Source organism: uncultured Campylobacter sp. (assembly GCF_938039205.1).
In the GTDB taxonomy this organism is placed as follows: domain Bacteria; phylum Campylobacterota; class Campylobacteria; order Campylobacterales; family Campylobacteraceae; genus Campylobacter_A.
In genome coordinates this window covers 1-15865 of sequence record NZ_CALHVM010000039.1, presented here as the reverse complement: position 1 = coordinate 15865, position 15865 = coordinate 1, and the positions used below count along the sequence as shown (strand labels likewise).

Below are 15865 nucleotides of genomic sequence, written 5' to 3'. Positions count from 1 at the left end.
TTATTGAAGATAAGGCTCCTGAGATCAAAGAGGATGTATTTAGAAGACATGATGTTGGAATGGGGATGGGTTAAAGCCCCACAAGAGGTGTCAAATTTTCATTTAGTTCATCAAATTTATGTGTACATTTTTAAAACTAGACAACTGTAAGTCTTATATCGCTATAATACCTTCAAAGGAGCCTCCATGCAAAAACCTAAAAAAATCATCCCTGAAACTAGCACGAGCAAATACGAACGCATAAACGATATAGCCGTTCTTATCAGCAACAAACCCCACTCCATATCCGAGCTTTCCGAGAAACTCGGCGTTTGCACTAAAACCATACAAAGAGATCTTTATGACGTGCTAGCCAAAAATGGAGCCGTAAAAAAAGGCAGGATGTGGAGCATGGATAAAACCGAGGCCAAAGACAACCTAGATCAAGAAGAGCGAACCATCATAAATATCTTAGATAATATCTCAAAAACCATGGGGACGAATTTCTACTCAAAAGCTCACGTCCTGCTAGAGCAGATCACTAGCCGGCTAAACCACCCTATCCTAACAAATATAAACAACGAGAAGCTAGATGAAAAAGACTTTGCAAATTTCGAGCTGCTTGAAAACGCCATAAAAGAAAAAAGACTGGTGGAGTGCGAGTATAATAACTTTAAATTTAAGACAAAACCTTTAAAGCTAGCGATGTTTGACGGGTTTTGGTATTTGCTTTTTCTTGATACGGGCAAAAACGATACATTTAAAAAATTTCATCTAAAAAGCATTGCGAGCATTAAAATACTTGAAGATAAATTTGAGATAGAGGCAAAAATAGAAGATAGGCTAAAAAATATAAACTCCGCATGGGCGACGCTAGATGAGCCAAAGATAGCCAAGCTGCTTTTGGCTCCGCAGATAAAGAAGTATTTTGAAAGAAAACCGTATGCCAAGCAAAGCATATATGGCGAGGATCCAGATGGCTCCATCGTCATCGATATAGAGTACACCAACATAATGGAGATCAAGCCGCTCATATACTACTATATTCCATTTATCAAGGTGCTTGAACCAAAGGAGCTAGCCGATGAGCTAAGAGATGAGATAGGGGAGTATTTTAACGAGATAAATGTTTAAAATTTAAGTACGCATGCGATCTATAACGTCGCATGCGTATTCATTCTAGAGTGATCCTCGCAATTTATCTATCATTAGTTTTTCACGCTTTTCATAAAAATCATCAAAATTATCTAAAGATAAATCAACATCAGGTATTAAATGATCCTTTAAAAATTTAGTCTTGTCTTTATTTCTGCATTCGCTTTCAACCCACTCTTCAAGACTCTTATCATTTTTAGCCATGTTTTCGTTTGCATCTAGTAACTGTAAATTAGGGAGAGCATCATACATGGAAAAGTCATAGTATTCTTTTTTATTTTTCTCCATCAATTTTTTATACTCTTTGTACTTACTTTCTGGATGCAAATGGTCCTTGTGAAAGTTATTCTTTGTGTCTAAATTTGGATATAAGATAGATAAGACGGCAAAGGCTTCTGGACTATTTTTTCTATACAGCATCAAATCTTGCAAAAAGTCATCATCGATAGTATTGTTATATTTATAAGACTTTTCAATACTCTCTAACGGAAATTCATCAATGTTGTCGTCAAAAAATACTTTACCGTCAAAATCCTTTTTAAATACTTTTCTCGTTGCGGTTAAAACGCTATCTGCGCTTCCTCCAAACGGCTTAAATAGCGTAGCCCTTAGTAAGTATTTTTTTATAACTTCTCTAGTTTGTTTTTGTCCAGTACCGTGAACTATGGAGCTAGCCAAATTTTTATGATATACATAATAAAGTACCGGTAAAATTGCATTATTTGAACTCATTGTTTGCGCATTAAACCCAAAATTTACGAGCAAATCAAAAACGCTATGAAAGGCCATTTTTATGTTATCCCATTGCTGTTCGATATTTTCTATAAATCCGTTATTAAAACTACCTATGTCAAATTTTATATTTTCGTGATATAAATACAAAAACGCTTTTAGTACTAAATCTTTCGAGATATTAAAGCCTTTAGAGTTATTTATAAAATCGACAAGTTCATTGATCTCTTTTCTTGCATCTTTTTGTTTCCAGTTTGCAATAGCATAGCTAAATAAGATATCAGAATAGCTAAGGTGTGTCCCGCCCGAGTTAATACGAATAAATATGTTCACCGCTTTTTCTGGGTTTTGGTCGTCTTCTTGGTAGAAGCTGATAATATTTTCTGAAAAAATTATGTTCTCAAAAAGATTCAACTTTTCAAATTCGTCATTAGATAAAGGAATTTCTTGTTGTTGTTGTATTTTTACGGCCTTTGATTTACGATGTTCATGAGGATATATATCCTTACATCTAAACCATTTTTGCCCAAATTTATCAGTATAAATCGTTTCACTACCGGTTTCAGCTTTTTCCAGCCATAAAAATTCATATTCTACGTTATCGTTTTTAGGTTCTTGACTTGCGGTTAGATTAAAATAAAGCTCGCAAATTTTAAATTTATCGTCTGTATTTTCCCATTTTTTATACGGTCTATGCGTATGGTATTCGCCGCAAAGCGCTAAATATAGCGAAGTTAATCTTTGCTGTCCGTCTAGTATAGCCGAAAATTCGCCAATACTCTTGGTAGGCTTGTATTCGTTATGGGTATGATACCATTCTCTAAAGTATCTCAAAAAACTGTAAAATTTCCATTGCTCTGCACTTTCGCTTCTAACTTTCCAAAAAAGCATAGAGCTAATAGGATAGCCTCGCATAATAGAATCAAATAGTCTCTCTACTTGCTCTCCAGACCAAACATACTCCCTTTGAAATGCGGGAATAAGATATTTATCCGTCTCGATTTCTCGTATTGCATCCGCTATTGTTATTTGTTGAAATCCAGCCATATTTTACTCCTTGTAAAAATTTTGGATTGTCATTATAACTAAATTTATATTATATTCAAAAATAGGCCGGATCGTACCCAGCCTTACACCCATTATTTTAAGTATCTTTACATACAAGCATCTCGTTTAATCTATCCATAAATTCACCTGAGCTGAAGATGAAAATAAATTTAGTTGACCTTGCTACTATGGCAAAGTCGCCCAGCAGTAGAAATTTGATTTTATCTACGCTATTTTTTGCCGTTTTTATCGCATTTTCATAATCTTGTATGTTTTTCATAAATTTATCCACACTGATGTTTCAAAAATCTCTTCTTGTATAAAATTTCCATTAGTATCAAGAGTATAGGTTTTGTCTAGAAGACATAGTTTAAAGCCCGTTATCTCGCCAAAAACGGGTAGCGATTTCGTCTTTTGGTAGTAGTCTTTAACTACTTTAGAGATTATATTTAGCTGCTCGTCTAGAGCCTTAAAACATAGTTCATCTAAAAACGGCGTTAGACTGATATACCTTAAGTACTGCGCCATAGCAAGGGCGAAAATAGGCTCGTTAAATCTCTTAAAATTCGTATCTATGTAGATATATGAGCCTCTAAATTTCGCTCGCTCGTCGTAACGGATTTTTGCAGCATTAAGCTCATCTTCGATATTAAGCCCAAAGTGCTCGCTAAGAGCAAGGATAAGCGTTTTTGAGCTATGCGACCAGTCAAAATGCCCCTTTGACATAAACTCGTCTAGGCTATTTGCTCTTTGCAAATTCGCAAGAGCGCTACTGAAGTTTTTCTCTCTTGCGTAGCCTAGTGTCTTTGAAAGCGCTTTTTTATCGCTATTTAGCGTTAGTTCTTTTATTTTTTCGTAGATCATTGATTATCCTTTTTTGATTTTCGTGCCGATACATTTTTTGCACGTTTTTAAATGCCTGTAGCCAAAAGCCACGCCTTGATTCTTTCACTTAAATTTTGAGCCCATAACCGCCTTTCTTAATATCTATACAAACGAGTTTCATAAAATTTTAGGAAAATAGTAAAAAACAATGGAATTTTTAAAATAGCGTTACGGTTTTACTCATCTCAGTCTTACTTTTAGATAAAGGGTTTGTTTTGACTCTGTGGTAAACGCCTTTATGATAAAGCTTGATGTTTTCGATCTCGGGCGGTAGTAAAATCTCATCCATGGCAGCTCCTTTTTTGGATGATTTTACTTGCATTTTAGGACATTTTACGGTCCAAATTTAACAAATTTGGTTGCAACTCGGCGATTAAATTTCTAAAATATTAAGCTCTAGACTTGAGTTATATATCTTGCAGTTGCCGATTTTATCGACTCTTGATAGCGGATCATGCACATGCCCGCAAAGGATGATTTTTGCTTTTAGCAGCCCCTATAAAGCTCTTTATCGCCGAAATCTCTGCCGCACTCAACGGCTGTTTGCGTCCGAGTTGGCGGCACGTGCGTAAGCAGAATGTCGCACTCCGCAAAGTCCAAAATATCCGTACACATATAAGGAACGCAGCCGAATTTCACACCCATGATCATCTTTATAGCGCCGTCTGCGTAAATGTTTGGCACCCTCATCCATGCGGCGTCATCCGAGCCGTCTACGTCGTGGTTGCCGCTGCATACAAATATTTTTCCTTTAAAATTTTCAAGCCACAGCCTAACCCACGCCTTTTGCCCTGCGACGTCTTTTTGGCTCGCATCTATCAGATCGCCGCTTATACAACAAACGTCAAATTCTAAATCTAAAATTTGATCAAATTTGGCCTTATCAAAGTGCAAATCGCTTGCATGCAAAATCGTCATCTCGTCTCCTTTTTGGCGCATATTTGGACACGGCTTTGTCCATTTTAGAATATATAATTTTATCAAATTTAACCAAAAGGAGAAAAGGATGATTAAATTTGACGTTCATTGCAGGTTAAGCGAGCTTCACGCTAAATTTAAAAACGGTCTTGGAGTACCGACGGCATCCGTAAAGTCGCTAAAACTAGAGTTAAACTCGGGCGACGAGATCTCGCTTTTAGCTATCGCTAAAGCGGTAAATTTGATAAAAGGTGAGCTAAAAACGGACGCCGAATTTCACTTCGTAAATCAGATTTCGCCGCTAAAAAACGGCGAAATATCGGCGAATTTTACGCTCCTGGTTTAACCCAGGAGCATCCTTAATCCCTCAAGTCCTCCAGCCTTTATCGCCATGCCTCTATATGCGCTCACGTGGGTATCGATGGGATTTATACGGATTAAGTGGGCGCGCTCAAATCTTTTTGCCATCCTTTCTCCGTAAATCCTGATCGTAGGCACGGCAAGCCCAGCTCCGATCTCGATTATGACGATTTTGGAGTTCATATTATGGCTAAGCCACGCATCGTACTTTTTGCGCTGCGCCCAAGCCCTTTTTGGATTAAACTCGTGATCGTAAAACATAAGTATATTTGGGCGGCTCACACAGCCGCACTCTGGGCACACGGGCATCTTTGTAGCGATAAATTTCTCCTCGTCTACTAGGATGCTATTTTCGTCCATATTCCAGATGTTTCCGTCATCGTTGTAGATACACTGCACGTGATGGATAGAGCCGTGGATCTCGTAAATTTTATCCTTATCAAAGCCGGCTTTTTCAAAGTGTCCGTCGACGTTTGAAGTATAGATAAAGTAGTTGCCGCCTTTTGTTTCGCAAAGATTTTTTAGTAGGGCAAATCCCTCGTGAGGCTGGGTTGCGTTATAGAGCTTTAGCCTGTGTCCGTAAAACGCCCAAGCTAGCTCAGGACTGCTAAAAAACCACTGCGGATTTGCCATCTCGGTAAAGCTTAAATTTTTATCCTTTAAAGGCGGATAGGCTTTCCAAAAACCAAGATCGCCTCTAAAATCAGGCAGCCCGCTATCTACGCCCATACCTGCTCCTGCGGTTATGATGACGGCATCGGCGTTTGCGACGATTTCTTTTGCGCGGAGTATTGTGTCGTACGCTATTTCAAATTTGTCTGCTTCCATACTTTCTCCTAAATTTGAAGTATCAAAGCATTATATCCGCCAAACCAGACATTTTTTGTCCTAGTGCGCGACTTCTCTTAGTTTTTCTAAAACCTTAACCATAGCTAGCGTATCGAGCTTGCAGTATGCTAAAAGCGCCTTTCTAATCGCATCTTGCTCGCCCCTGGTTTTGCCTTTTAGTTTTGCGTACTCGCCCATGGCTTCACCGCCGTTATGGATTAAATTTAAATTTGTATACGCATCCTTAAAACTAGGTACTATGGCCGGCAGAACTTTCTTGATGGACGAACTTCCGTGCATTTTTGGGTGATAATAAAATTTCTTTGCAAACGGGATTTCAAGGTCTTTGATATTACTGTGCATACTCATAAGATGAGATGAGAATTGCGGAAACAATGCGGCCAAATTCTGTATCACTCCTTTTTCAAAGCTAGCATGATAAGCCAGCACGCAAGCGTCCTGCGGGATAAATTTGATCAAATTTAGCGCCAGCTCGTATCTAGGATCAGCTCCAGCCTCGGCCAAAAACTCAAAATGCTCTAAATTTCCCTTGCCGTCATCTTTATGGATAGAAAACTGAAAAGGTATCTGCTCGTATGGTCTAAGCCCTATAAACTCGGGCACGGCCTGCTGAAATGTCTCAAAGTCGAGATGATAGAGCGGATAGCTAAGCGTATCCAAAAACTCTCTAATCGCCTCCTTGTCTACAAATTCCTCCCCGTTAATTTGAGCTTTTATTTGTATCTGTTGATTTGCATTAAAGGCGTCTATGTCTTTAATATCGGCAATATTTACTATCCCGCTTTGATAAAGCTTGGTCGCTTTTTTCTTATTTATCTTTGCGATATTAAAGACAGAAGTCCCATCGGGTATCTTTCTTTGCTCGCACCAACAGTAATTCATTCCGTCACACTCATAGGGCTTAAAACAATGCACCCCTATATCTAAATTTGGCTCAACATCATCATTGATCGTCTCTTTTAACTTTTTGATATTTTCAGCCACTTTGCTTTGCATAGATAAAATTTGATCCGTTACATCATTTACCGTAAATAGCTTATCAAGCTCTAGCTTTTCGCCGCGAATGTATTGGTTGTTTAGATATATCACATTAATGCGCTCCACCTCATATCCCAATGAGCTAATGACATAGTACTGGATGCTCGCATCATCTACATAGACATCCGACAGGCTCGTGCTGCTTTTTACCTCGTTTATGATGAGCTTCCCATCAACGACTTGCAAGATATCCACCATAACTAAAATTTCATCAAAACAAAATGTCGCTTCATATATCGCTTTTTCGCCGTTTTTGATAAAATTCTCAGTTTGGACTATCTTTTCATCAAAGCTGCCACCATCAAATTTTATCCTTTTGCCACCGCCAAATAGCTCACAGGCAAGCTCTCCAACTATGTTTCCGGTCTCAAATACTGCAGGATCCGTATTTTGATCCAAAACATCGCGCTTATATTTTTTAAGCCATAGCGATTTTGGACACTGAAGACCTCGTACATAGAGGGATTTTGACAAGAATTTATTGTTCATTTTTTTTACCTTTACAACTTTACAAGGATTTATTATACTTTTTTAAACTATATTTAAATAAAATAGTTTTCGTCTTTTAATTTTAACATAAAAAAACTAGACATCAAAAGTCCAGAAAAATAGGAGATAATTGCATTATGCGTTTTGTTATAACAACTTAATTTAAATGAAAAATGACGTTTAAGGGTTATAAAGAGGCGTTTGAAAAATTTAATGAAATATTTTTCAGAGGCAGAAAATCTATTTTCAGTAATAAAGAAATCTTAAATGAAAGTAATGCTAAATTTCTGATTAATAATTTTATAGAAAAGGGGATGACAGCAAAAAAGACTTTGATGTGAAACTCAAAGTGCAACTATAATATGCCAACCTTAATATGATAGACGGCATAGCAAATATTTGGCCCTGAGGCTACCACCTTGTAAAATCAGACAGAATGGGTAGCGTTGATATTTTTTAAAAAAATCAATAAAGAAGCATTAATAAATAGCAGTCCTAATTCATTTCTAGAAAATTTCGGCGGATTTGCTAAAAACCGACAAAATGCCACGACCAACAAGCTAAAACTCGTCGCTTTTTTATTGCATTAAGCCTGTCGATTCTATATCAAGTCAAGCCAAAAGTCCAAAACATTGATTAGTTATAGAGTTCAAGTGTCTTGGGTTTTACTGACGCAAAGAAAAGCAAAAATCGCTAAATTACTCATGCAGGGATTTTTCATCCCTGCTATTTAATGCAACAAAAATTATCTATCTTGAGTGCTCTTTATGCCGAACTAATGCGATCTTGCATCACATGGTTTCTCTTGCAATACATTGTTATTTATTTAAGAACTTAATTAATTCATCTTTAAAATGGTCATCATCATACTCTTCGCCTAGAGCATCATATGTTAATTCGAAAGACACATTGCCAACATACGCATTTGCTCTTGACGTGTAGGAAGTCGGTTTTTTGGTAGAAGCTTCAATACTTAGATATGCCGGCGAAAAAGAGCTCTGCCGATCAAAATCATTTCTAGTAAGAACACATTTTTCATTTAGGTACGCGCTGCAAAATTCTAAAAACTTAGATCCCAATTCGTCTGCTAGCTCCCTTTGCGTGTTAGCTAAATCTATAAACTGCTCAATTATTGGAGCTGATTTAACAACTTTTTTCTTTGCCATTTTTTCTCCTTTGCTTTAAAATGTTTAAACTTTTTATTTCTTTGTCTAAATAACTTTTTGTAAAAATATACGTATTTTTGGCTAGATAAAAATACCCATTTTTAGATTTTTAAATTTAAATTTTAACCGCAAGGCAGTCCTGCTTTGTATTTAATTAATTAAGCTCCTCTTGAAGCCTTGCTCATTCTGCTTTTAGCTACATTTGTATAGCTTTTTGATCTCTCTTAACCGCTCCTCTTTTGCTATCACACTCTCAAAATAAGCCACCTGCCCCTTTGCGATAAACTCACTTAGGCTATTTTCCGATTCTAAATTTGCAAGTGCTATTGTGAAATTTTGCTCACTTACGTAACCAAGTGCCTCTGAGATCACCTTCTTGTCGCTGTTTTATGTTAGTTTTTTAGTTGTTCCTAGATCATTGATTGTCCTTTTTTATTTTTATCGCCGATACATTTTTTGCGATATGTGAAATTATAATAAACAAATCGGACAAAAAATAGTCCTCATGCGCTAGTAGAATTTGTCAAAACATCAAGAAATTCTTAAAACCTAGGAAAAACAGTGAAGCCGACTATTCTTATTTCCAATCTTTTAATCAAAAACTACGTCAAAACCGCCGATGCTTTGTGTTCTATCTTTAATAAATACAATATAAAATACGAAATTTTAGAAACTAAAGATATCTGGATGAGGGATTTTATGCCGTTTTTGCTTGATGATGGGCGCCTTGTCTCTTACGACTACGATCCAGATTACCTAAAAGATGAAAAGTATAGCCATCTAAGAACAAATATCCAGCCATTAAAAGAGCATATAAATTTAGTCCTAGACGGCGGAAATTTCGTAAGGTTTGGAGCCAAAGCCATCATAACTGATAAAATTTTTAGAGAAAATCCACTAAAAACAAAAGCCAAGATAGTGGAGATCATAAAGCAAAAATGCGTGCTAAATGAGCTTATAATCATACCAAGACAGCCATACGATATGCTAGGACACAGCGATGGCATGGTGAGGTGGATAGATGAAAATAGCGTGCTGGTAAATGACTTTTCAAATGAGAGCAAAAGCTTTAATGATAGGCTTATAAAAGCCCTTAAAAAGAGCGGTTTGGATGTGAAATTTATGAAGTATAAAGAGGGATTTTTCACTAAAAAGAGAGACTGGGGCGCTTACTTAAATTTTATTAAAATTAAGGATATTTTAATAGTCCCGATATACGGGATAGATGATGACGATATTGCGGTGGAGCAGATCAAGAAATTTTATAGTGGCTTCAAAGTAGAGACGATAAATTTAAGCGAGATAATAGAGCTCGGCGGTGCGCTACACTGCATAACGGCAGAGAAATTTGGGTGGTAGAGTTACCGCCATTTTTAAAACTATTTTTTGTTTTTACTCCAATATTCAAAGTTTTCTGGAAATTCTACATTTTTGTTTAGATAGTTATTCCAAAATTTGTTTATACCTCTGGCAATAGGTTCAAAACTCTCAGCCGACAAAAAATCACTTTTTGCATTATTACAAATGTAACAAGCCAAACGACAATTCTCTTTTGAATATTTATTTTCACTTTCTGGCGCTGTTATCACTCGTTCAACTTCTAAAAATTTTCCTCTTGGTCTTGCCCACTTATATTGTTCATTTATTTCCTTATCGAAGTATTTTATTAAATCGCTCTCTTCAACTCCGCAATAACAGCATTTTTTATCTTGACTGTTATACCAATTTAAGAATTCATCTCTTCCATCAAAACCTTTTATTCTATCTGCAGTAGCTAGGCTATTTATTCTTCTATCGTTGTCGGCATAATCAGTAAATGATTCAATATTTAAGTCAATCATATTTTTTTGTGTTACTGTTACGCTATCTTTATTTTTACAAATTTCAAATTTATCATTAAAGAGCACCTCTTTATCAGTATCAAAATTTTTTATCTCAAGCTCAAGCCTATAAAATTTATCATCATCAATGCAGCCAATAATTACATTGACATTATTTTTAACTTTTTCCAATATTTCTTTTTTCAATAAAAGTCTATATTTCTTATCGACTCTTTTTGAAATACTTTTTACAATCACCTTCTCGTCGTCTTTTTCAGCATAAAACCAGTCACCGGGACTAGATATAAAATTCTCAAATCTCTTGTCTGTTAAAATATATGCTCTTGTTCTAAGCGTTAATTTCTCTATCATATCTTCCTCTCCTTCATAGATTTTTGCCATTATACCGAAAAACACAGACGCAAAATGTCCAATCTCATCAGCTACAATATACCGCAAATTCATACAAGGGTACGACATGAAAAAATGCGCTAAAATACGTATAAAAACCGCAAAAACATATGCCATGACCGCCGAGGAGGCAAAGTCTCAAGGTGCGGGAGTTAAAGAGCCCAAATCTATAGAAAATGGCATCGGCCTACCTGAAAATCCAAATTTAACCGTAAAAAACACGCTGTTCTTGCCTATTTTAAACAACGTTTATCTGGATGAAAGAAAAAAGACGAAGGGCGTTTATACTTACGATGTTTTTGTAGACATCTATGAGGACGATACGCTCAAAAAATCTATGCGTTTTTGCGGTCATGAGTCAAATAATTTTTGCTACGATACGCTTTCTCCAAACGATTTTTTAAAAAGCAAAAATACTAATCAATCCTCTATAATCAAGCTAAACGAAATCGGCGGCAGCGAAACATTTTACGAGCTAGAGCTTGGACCGGAGAACGAATTCGATATCAAAAAATTATTCGTATCAAATTTATCTTTAAACGTTTTGGGATTTTACGGCGAATGCGCGCTAAAGGGAGTGTATTATGTTAGAAATTTGATAAACGACGCTCCAAACATACATCCAAACGAAGCTTTGGTTGGTGCGGTAAATTTTATAGATAACGTCTTTTGCGAAGCTAGCGAGTACTCCATCATGCAAAGAGTCGGTAAAAGAAATTCGCTCTTAAAAGAGTTCGAAAAAGAGAAGCTAAACAAAATACGCACGCAAACAAAAACTCGCATAAATCAAAGATATATCTTTTCTATGATTAACGGCTTTTTGGTCGAGAGCTGCGTTAAAAAGGATTATAGCAAGCCCGTAGGCGTCGCCTTGCAAGGTTTTAAAGCGCAGCGTTTTGGGCTTCATGATGCCGAAAAAGGCGACAAGAAGATGACGTATAGCGGTACTCTTGAATGCCAAGACGATGAAATAATTTATCTGCCTAACGCCAATCTTTTCATAGACAATAAACCGATAAAAGACTGGAAAAGATTGATTTTTAAGCTCCCGGCCGATGATGCGCCGCTCGCCCAGAATTTCCGCTACGCAGAACAGTCAAAAGAAAAAACCGCAAAAATAACCTTTAATATCCCGCTAGACTCAGATAATTTTACCTTAGACGAGTTGTATATAGGAGTTTATAGTTCATCGCCAGGTGACGAATTTGGCGTAATAGACGCCTTATATCACATACCAAAAGCCGTAGCAAAGCATATAATGGACATTTGCGGCAAGGATGGGGAGCTGCGAGATCACATAGAGGAAATTTTTAAAGACGTCGAAAAAAATAGGTATAAAAACTTTTATCTGGGCGCTAGGATGCACCGCGATATTTTTGGATATTTGGATGAATTACTTTGCGAATTTGAGATAGGGGCTATTTACGACAAATAAAATTGGATTTCGCACGGACGGTATTTTGGCCCGGCGTCTGACCAAAATACCTATTTGCGGATAAATATTTAAAACCCTATCCTAGCGTTTTTCTCTTCGTTTTTTAGCACAACTTCTTGCTCTAGTCTTTGGCAAAAATCATCTGCGTTTTTAATAGGCCTAAATTTAGCTTGTCTTCTCACGCTAGCAAAATCTCCCGGGGCTAGCAAGCCTAAATTTGAAACCTTTTTAGCTGTGTTTTCGTCAAATTTGACTTTTAGCAAGGCACACTCTTTTTTAAATAAATTTAGAGCTTGATTTGGCAAGAGATACCCAAACTCTAGCTTTAGGTCAAATCTTCTTAGGCTTGCTTTATCGAGGTTATCTATTAAATTCGTAGTAGCGATAAATATCCCGTCAAAGCTCTCCATCTGCACTAGCATCTCGTTTACTTGCGTTATCTCCCAGCTTCGTGCAGCCATACTTCTATCTTGTAAAAAGCTATCTACTTCGTCAAAGACTAGCACAGCTTTTTTGTCTTTTGCTTCTTTAAAAGCTTCTGCTATATTTTGCTCGGTTCCTCCGACCCACATAGATAAAAGATCGCTTCCTTTTTTGATGATGATAGGTCTTTTTATGCTTTTGGCGATAAATTTGGCATAGGCGCTCTTGCCGGTGCCGGGTACTCCATATAGGCAAACTCTAGCGCTTTTGCTCTCTTTTATGCCTTTCATTAGCTCGTTTAGATCGCAGTTCGAGTTTACGAAATTTGGATCGTAGCTACTAGGTAGATCGTCGTTTGTCTTCTCTTTTTTCTCGTCTTTTTCTATAGCTCCGTGTCCTTGGGCTTTTAGAGTGTTGCTTATCACTCGCTCAAAGGCTTTGTTTTTATCTCTAGCGTTTAAATTTGAAACAACTAAGCTTGCGTTGCTAACTACTGCGGGAGCTACATGTTGATTTTTGGCTAGCTTTTTTATTAGCTTATTATCTATCAAATTTGCGCTGTACTCTTTGATGATCTTAGCTCTCATGTTTTCATTTGGTACTCCTAGCTCTATAGCTAGGTTAAAGCGTCTAACTACGGCTTCATCCATGCTATAGATATTGTTGGTTATCCAGATGGTAGGCACTTCGTTTGTCTCTAAGGATCTGTTTATAAAGGCTTTGCCGTACTGTCTTTTCTCGTCATTTCTGGTGTTAAACACGTCTTCGGCTTCGTCATACATCAGCAAATTTGATCCAGCAGACAAGACATTTTGCGCGAGACAATAAGATCTTATCCTTTCTAGCTCGTTTGCATATCCGCTTTCATCTGCATATGCTACTTCATATAGCTTTAAATTTAGCTCGCTAGCTATCACTTTACTTAGCTCTGTTTTTCCAGTTCCAGCTGAACCATAGAGGAGTACGTTTACTCCTTTTTGTTTCTTGTGAATAGCGTTTTTTAGAAAAGAGACTAAAATTTGCATATCCTCTTTTACATGCGCATAGTTTTTAAGCGTCAAATTTGTTTTGCTACACGGCTTTATGGCACTTTGAAATATTTCATCTATACTTTTGCATTTAATAAACAATGCGCCTGTAAATTCGTTATTTATGACGTCGATTTTAGATCTTAGGTTGCGCGAATAGTAGGAATCGATTTTTATTAAAGAGGTCTTGGCGAAAATCCCGTCTTTTCTAAAAGCGTTTTGAACGTCTAAGACATCTAAATTTAGTATCTGCGATAAGGCTTTTACGGCTTGTCTGTTGTTTAGGTCTCCTATTAGATCACAAGCATCAGAGATGATCTCATAGTTAAACACAATAGCTACGAATCTCAAAATATCCTTTTCCGTATCGGTTAGGCCTAAATTTTCTTGAAGCAAATTTAAATTATGCTCGAGATCTTTTAGTTCGCATGAGATTTTGGCTTTTTCAAGGACGTCAAGCCTATTTTTAAGTACTTCGATGTCTTGGCTGGTCGGCTCGCTTGAACGCACGCCTAAAAACTCAAGGACATTATCGTGTCTGCATCTTAAAAATTCCCTTGCTCCACCTGCGCGAAAAATCGCGCGAAGTATCCAAAGCATTGCAAGGTCGTATATCTCGTTATCTACATAAAAGCTTTCGCTTCTCATGCCTGGCTCCTTGTTTGTTTTTTATTTGAGGGTATTTTACTGGATTAAGAGGACAAAAAACTGTCCAAATAGTTAAATTGCTAAGTTTAGTGTGCTAGCAATGGTATTTAACAAAATCATATGGGATAATATACAATCAAAGAAGCTCAAAATTTTAATCTTTTGGTAATCATAGGCTAGTAAAAAACAAAATTATTCATAAACAATATAGCGTCATAAAGAGGTTAAATAAAATATTTCTTTAATAATATTTAAAAGATAGCGGCGTATAATAAGCCGTAGCCAGCAATATATTTAAAAATATGGGAGAAAAGATGAATGAAGTTATAGATTATGATGGCTTTAAGGCTTATTGTGATGAAAATAAGAAAATGAAAAAGAGCTCTACCGAATCCTACCAGTCCTATTTAAGAAACTTTATTGGCTTTTTAGAAGATAATAAAATTTATTCATTTCACGATTATTACAATACAGATACAAGATATCTAGAAGAAAAATTTATAAAAACACGTGGAACCAAAGAAACTTTTGGCAAATATATATCCGCAGTAAATGAATATATAAAATTTAAAAGTAGTAAAGGAGATATGATGCCGATAGAAAACAACAAACAGCAAAAAGACAAAGTAAAATTTCCATTAAACCAAATTTTATACGGTCCTCCAGGCACAGGAAAAACATATAAGCTTTCAAACATAATGGGTGATTTTACTCAAATTTTAAATACCATTTCCGATAAATATATTGATGATACAATACGCGAGATGCTAAAGATAGAAAATTACACTTGGTATCAAGTGTCAGCAGCTATATTATATGATGCAGCGATGTCTAAAATCAATAATGGTTGGATCAAAATAAGGGATACCAAAAACAATAACGATATGGTAAGTCATGAGTTATTTAAGGCGCGATCAGAAAAATCAAGCTCAAAATCGCCGCAACAAACAATGTCGGCGGATTTATTATTTCATGTAAAAGAAGATTGCAAGTACGTTAAAGTTAAAAGAAAAAGTCCGCCTTTTATATTTGAAAAAAATGAGAAAAGCGAGTGGAGAGTAGACACAGAAATACTTAACGACGAGTGCCCCGAAGCTATCGAGCTTTACGAAAAGTACAAAGAGATAAAAGATAAAAAAATAGACACAAACTACACTAAACAAAATTTTAAATTTGTAACATTTCATCAAAGCTATGGATATGAGGAATTTGTTGAGGGTATAAAGCCTATATTTGATAGCGAAAACGAGAACGAAGACAACGAGATATCGTATAGGATAGAAAAAGGTATTTTTTATCAATGCTGCGAGGATGCCTTGCGCTTGGCAGGATACAAGGACGGCCTCAATAAATTTTGTACTTTGTCGAAAGAGGAGCGAACATTAATCCTAAATGATAGTGTACCAAAATACGCCATCTTTATAGATGAAATCAACCGCGGAAATATCTCTAAAATTTTTGGTGAGCTAATAACACTCATAG

Annotated in this window: 15 protein-coding genes and 1 pseudogene; 5 read left to right on the top strand and 11 right to left on the bottom strand. The window is 36.4% G+C overall.

What is annotated here, in order from left to right; genetic code table 11:
* The first annotated feature begins 186 nt into the window (after nucleotides 1-186).
* Entirely contained in the window at nucleotides 187-1113 is a 927-nt protein-coding gene (locus Q0394_RS05100) for a WYL domain-containing protein (protein WP_298945830.1), read from the top strand.
* A gap of 45 nt (nucleotides 1114-1158) precedes the next feature.
* On the opposite strand, the gene Q0394_RS05095 is transcribed toward Q0394_RS05100, so the two are convergent.
* The 5 genes from Q0394_RS05095 to Q0394_RS05075 form a co-directional block, all read right to left on the bottom strand.
* Nucleotides 1159-2913, bottom strand: coding sequence for a DUF262 domain-containing protein (locus tag Q0394_RS05095; RefSeq protein ID WP_298945828.1), 1755 nt, complete (start codon nucleotides 2911-2913; stop codon nucleotides 1159-1161).
* A 97-nt stretch (nucleotides 2914-3010) separates the two neighbouring features.
* Nucleotides 3011-3193: a hypothetical protein gene (locus Q0394_RS05090; protein ID WP_298945826.1), complete on the bottom strand. Its 183-nt coding sequence runs from the start codon at nucleotides 3191-3193 to the stop codon at nucleotides 3011-3013.
* Nucleotides 3190-3777, bottom strand: a complete 588-nt coding sequence (locus tag Q0394_RS05085; protein ID WP_298945824.1) for a hypothetical protein — start codon at nucleotides 3775-3777, stop codon at nucleotides 3190-3192. Before Q0394_RS05085 ends, Q0394_RS05090 begins: the two co-directional genes overlap by 4 nt.
* Nucleotides 3778-3955: 178 nt before the next feature.
* Nucleotides 3956-4087, bottom strand: coding sequence for a hypothetical protein (locus Q0394_RS05080; RefSeq protein ID WP_298945822.1), 132 nt, complete (start codon nucleotides 4085-4087; stop codon nucleotides 3956-3958).
* 197 nt (nucleotides 4088-4284) lie between these two features.
* Nucleotides 4285-4716 carry a metallophosphoesterase gene (locus tag Q0394_RS05075; protein WP_298945820.1) on the bottom strand — a complete coding sequence of 144 codons (432 nt, stop codon included), beginning with the start codon at nucleotides 4714-4716 and terminating at the stop codon, nucleotides 4285-4287.
* Nucleotides 4717-4804: 88 nt separating this feature from the next.
* Between Q0394_RS05075 and Q0394_RS05070 the strand changes: the two genes are divergently transcribed.
* Nucleotides 4805-5062, top strand: coding sequence for a hypothetical protein (locus Q0394_RS05070; RefSeq protein ID WP_298945818.1), 258 nt, complete (start codon nucleotides 4805-4807; stop codon nucleotides 5060-5062).
* On the opposite strand, the gene Q0394_RS05065 is transcribed toward Q0394_RS05070, so the two are convergent.
* The 4 genes from Q0394_RS05065 to Q0394_RS05050 form a co-directional block, all read right to left on the bottom strand.
* Entirely contained in the window at nucleotides 5059-5904 is an 846-nt protein-coding gene (locus Q0394_RS05065) for a Sir2 family NAD-dependent protein deacetylase (RefSeq protein WP_298945816.1), read from the bottom strand. The genes Q0394_RS05070 and Q0394_RS05065 overlap by 4 nt on opposite strands.
* 60 nt (nucleotides 5905-5964) lie before the next feature.
* Nucleotides 5965-7452, bottom strand: a complete 1488-nt coding sequence (locus Q0394_RS05060; RefSeq protein WP_298945814.1) for a DUF2779 domain-containing protein — start codon at nucleotides 7450-7452, stop codon at nucleotides 5965-5967.
* Nucleotides 7453-8270: 818 nt separating this feature from the next.
* Nucleotides 8271-8618, bottom strand: coding sequence for a hypothetical protein (locus Q0394_RS05055; RefSeq protein ID WP_298945812.1), 348 nt, complete (start codon nucleotides 8616-8618; stop codon nucleotides 8271-8273).
* Nucleotides 8619-8810: 192 nt separating this feature from the next.
* Nucleotides 8811-8990 (bottom strand): hypothetical protein, encoded by a 180-nt coding sequence (locus tag Q0394_RS05050; protein WP_298945810.1) that lies wholly within the window; start codon nucleotides 8988-8990, stop codon nucleotides 8811-8813.
* Between the two features lie 189 nt (nucleotides 8991-9179).
* Between Q0394_RS05050 and Q0394_RS05045 the strand changes: the two genes are divergently transcribed.
* Nucleotides 9180-9977 (top strand): agmatine deiminase family protein, encoded by a 798-nt coding sequence (locus Q0394_RS05045; RefSeq protein WP_298945809.1) that lies wholly within the window; start codon nucleotides 9180-9182, stop codon nucleotides 9975-9977.
* A gap of 20 nt (nucleotides 9978-9997) precedes the next feature.
* Here Q0394_RS05045 and Q0394_RS05040 read toward each other — a convergent pair whose 3' ends face one another.
* The gene (locus tag Q0394_RS05040) at nucleotides 9998-10810 is read right to left on the bottom strand and encodes a hypothetical protein (protein WP_298945807.1); all 813 of its coding nucleotides are present in this window, start codon (nucleotides 10808-10810) and stop codon (nucleotides 9998-10000) included.
* Nucleotides 10811-10916: 106 nt separating this feature from the next.
* Here Q0394_RS05040 and Q0394_RS05035 point away from each other — a divergent pair, with 106 nt between their 5' ends.
* On the top strand, nucleotides 10917-12284 hold the full coding sequence (locus tag Q0394_RS05035; RefSeq protein ID WP_298945805.1) for a hypothetical protein: 1368 nt from the start codon (nucleotides 10917-10919) through the stop codon (nucleotides 12282-12284).
* A 68-nt stretch (nucleotides 12285-12352) separates the two neighbouring features.
* Here Q0394_RS05035 and Q0394_RS05030 read toward each other — a convergent pair whose 3' ends face one another.
* Complete coding sequence (locus tag Q0394_RS05030; protein ID WP_298945803.1) at nucleotides 12353-14383, bottom strand: AAA family ATPase; 2031 nt, start codon at nucleotides 14381-14383, stop codon at nucleotides 12353-12355.
* 314 nt (nucleotides 14384-14697) lie between these two features.
* Here Q0394_RS05030 and Q0394_RS05025 point away from each other — a divergent pair.
* Nucleotides 14698-15865, top strand: a pseudogene (locus Q0394_RS05025) (hypothetical protein); the annotation flags it as partial.